A 3136-nucleotide genomic window follows, 5' to 3' on the forward strand; every position below is an offset into this window, starting at 1 on the left:
GCCCCGACTGCTCGATGCCAACGGCACAGCGGGCGGCGCTGCGCCGTCGGCATCCGGCTATGGACGTACCGCGCGGGAGTCAGTCGACGAGGCCGGCCGAACGAAGCGCGTCCGCGATTTCAACGTCCGCGCCTTGCGCGAGCGGCAGCAACGGCGAGCGCACGGTAGCGTGTTCGAGGATGCCGCGGGCCACCAGGCCATGCTTGAGCGCGACGGTGCCTTCCATGTGCGACCCGCGGTGATACACGTTGCGCGTCACCGGCAGCAGGCGATCGTGAATCGCGCGGGCGGCCGGGTAGTCTTTCGCCTTGCCTGCCCTGATCAGTTCGATGAGCGGTTCGGGAGCCAGGCCGCCGTAGCCGACGAGCGCGCCGTCGACGTCGAACATCGTGTGAAGCAGATACTCGTCGTGGCACGTCAGGATTTGCAGTTCCGGACGTTCGCGTCGGATGATCGGAATCTCGACGTCCCAGCGACGCATGTTGCGTACGCCGTTTTTCATCGCGAAGACGCCCGGTTGCGCGGCGATTTCCAGCTGTGTTTCGAGGTTGTAGGTCGCCTTGGTGGCGTCCGGGTACTGGAACAGGATGAGCGGCAGGCCGCTGCCCTCGTGGATCGCGCGGTAACGATCCTGCGGCGCGCCTTTCTGATAGCCGAAGCGCAGCCAGCCGTGCGACGGATACACCAGACCGGCCGACGCGCCGGCCTCCACCGCGCGCTTCGCCTCTTCCACCGCCACGTCCGTGCCTTCGAGCGTGATACCGGCGATGACCGGAATCTTGCCGTCGACGGACTTCACGAAGCTTTCGATGACTTGAGCCTGTTCTTTCTGTGAGAGGAACGTGCCTTCGCCTGCGTGCCCGAGCACCGTCAGACCTTTGACGCCTTCGATGCCGCCCAGCCACGCGCCCAGCCGTTGAATGGCGGCATGGTCCACCGCGCCCTCGCGGGTGAAAGGGGTAACGGGTGCCGGGACCAAACCGCGCAGATCGATCGCTTTCATGACGTCTCCAAATGTGAGCTTTTCCGCTCCTCTTTCCAAGAGGAGAGCCCGCTGCCCGTTGCGCATCGCGCCGGAACAACGGTGCATGCGTTGCAGTGTAGGGACGCCCGACCCATGCGAGAACAGCCAGAGTACACATTTCAGCTATACTGATTTGACATATCTTGGGGGAGGCTTCGCGGTGGACTATGCGGCCTGGAAGCTATTCATCGACGCGGCGGAACTCGGGAGCCTGAGCAAGACGGCCATTGCTTACGGAACCAGCCAGCCCCACATCAGCCGGCAGATCGTCGAGCTCGAGCAGTATTGCGGCGGCCGTCTGTTTCAACGGACAGGCCGCGGCGTGGTATTGACCGAGCTGGGCGCGCGTATCGCGCCGCGCGTGAGGACCTGGCTGGCCAGCACGGAGCAGTTGTCCAACGACATCCGCAGCACGGCGGGCGAGCCGATCGGCGTGGTCAGGCTCGGAATCCTGCCCTCCACCGCTCATCCCCTCGTCAGCACCCTTTACCACCAGCTTCGAAAGCGTTACCCGCTGGTGCAGTTACAGGTGCGCGAGGGTCAAGGGGCGCTGCTGGAAACCTGGCTCGAGAACGGCAGCGTCGATCTCGCCATCCTGTTTCGGAACAGTCCGACGCCGAGAAACGGCGACGAATATCTGGTCGAGGCCGCGACTTACCTCGTGGGGGCGGAAGGCGATCCTTTGACCAGTCAGCCGACGATCGCGTTTTCCAGGCTCGATGGCATTCCGCTGGTCTCTTTCTGCCGCCCCAATAGCTGGCGCGAGCGGCTCGAACAAATCGCGGGCGAACATCAGGTGTCGCTCAATTTCGCGGCGGAAGCGGATTCACTGAGCCTGCAGGGGCACATCGTCGCCGACGGCGGCATCCATGCGTTGCTAGGCTCTTACGCGATCGCCAATCTGGAACGGGAATGCCGGTTGCAGGCGTCGATGGTGGTCGATCCGTCCGTGCCGCGCTTCATTGCGCTCGCCATGTCGCCGCACGGCGAACTGACGCTGGCGTGCCGCACGGTCATGCAGCTCACGAAGGAAATCGCACGGTCGCGCAATCTCTCGTCGGATCTTCGGTTGGGCGTGTCTGCCGCGTTCCTGCGTTCCATCTGAAGGGCCGGGGTACGGTGTGTTCGCAGTCCTGATCGAGCGGGATATCGATGTCCGCCACTGTGTCGTGTTGTCGGGCGAGCGGCGCGACGGGATGGCGCAACTGCTCCATCCGCCGCGCGCATCTTCGTCGATATCTAGTACGACTTGCCGCCCACCGTCGCCGCTTCCAGTTCGCGCGTGATGATCTGCGTGCCGCCGACGTTGGCGACGGACTTGACCACGCCGACGCCCGGCGCGAGCCAGTCGTCAGCGCTCGTCTTGGTCGTCACCGCCTGGTTGGCGGTAGTCTCCGTGGTCTGATAATGGCAGGCGTTCGCAAACACCTTGCCGTTCCTGAGGCTGACCGTTTCGCGCGCGACGTAGGTCCGCTGGATCGAGACAGCCGTTTGCGCGCCGCCTGACGGAACGACGGGCGTATCCACGTAGTTCACCGTCTCGCTTCCCGCGAGCCCTATCGTCTCGACGTAGGGCGGCGAGTTCACGTCCCGCAACGCGAGCATGCCGCCGCTGTAGACCTCACCGCCGTAGTACGTGCGTACGCCATTGCCGACGAGGTAGTAGTGATTGGTCTGGATCGGCGAGCCTGTCGTGGTTTCAGCCTCCTGCGTGAGCGCCACGCCGTCGAACGTCGCCGGCGCGTAAGTCCGCGTGTACACGCCGTTGTCGACCGACGGGCTCTGCGAGTTCACTTGCGTATACATGTGCAGTTGCACGGTATCGCCCTGCTGGTAAACCGGATCGCACTCGACGTTCGACGCGGTCGGCGAGCCCGGATTGCCGCCGGATGTGCCCGTGGTCAGCGTTCCGCCGCTGCCGCCGTTGTTGCTCGTGCCCGATCCGCCTGATAAAGCAGGCGAGGAATTGTCGTCACCGCCGCCGCAAGCGGTCAGCGCGAGGCAGGTCAATGCGATCAGTGCAACGGCTTTCATCGGGATCCCCCTCTGGACGAACCGAACGAACGCAGCCAGTGCGCGCGCATCGTGCCGCGCGCACCGACCCTCACGAAT

3 protein-coding genes are annotated in these 3136 nt (G+C 64.5%); 1 reads left to right on the forward strand and 2 read right to left on the reverse strand.

What is annotated here, in order from left to right:
- Positions 1-79: 79 nt before the first annotated feature.
- Complete coding sequence (locus tag H3O04_RS34720) at positions 80-1003, reverse strand: dihydrodipicolinate synthase family protein (protein WP_043888513.1); 924 nt, start codon at positions 1001-1003, stop codon at positions 80-82.
- A 181-nt stretch (positions 1004-1184) separates the two neighbouring features.
- Here H3O04_RS34720 and H3O04_RS34725 point away from each other — a divergent pair, with 181 nt between their 5' ends.
- Entirely contained in the window at positions 1185-2129 is a 945-nt protein-coding gene (locus H3O04_RS34725) for a LysR family transcriptional regulator (RefSeq protein WP_202589452.1), read from the forward strand.
- A gap of 134 nt (positions 2130-2263) precedes the next feature.
- Here H3O04_RS34725 and H3O04_RS34730 read toward each other — a convergent pair whose 3' ends face one another.
- Positions 2264-3097, reverse strand: coding sequence for a hypothetical protein (locus H3O04_RS34730; protein ID WP_272929918.1), 834 nt, complete (start codon positions 3095-3097; stop codon positions 2264-2266).
- Positions 3098-3136 lie beyond the last annotated feature (39 nt).

The sequence above is a fragment of the Burkholderia sp. KCJ3K979 genome (genome assembly GCF_016759955.1).
Classification (GTDB): Bacteria; Pseudomonadota; Gammaproteobacteria; order Burkholderiales; family Burkholderiaceae; genus Burkholderia; species Burkholderia orbicola.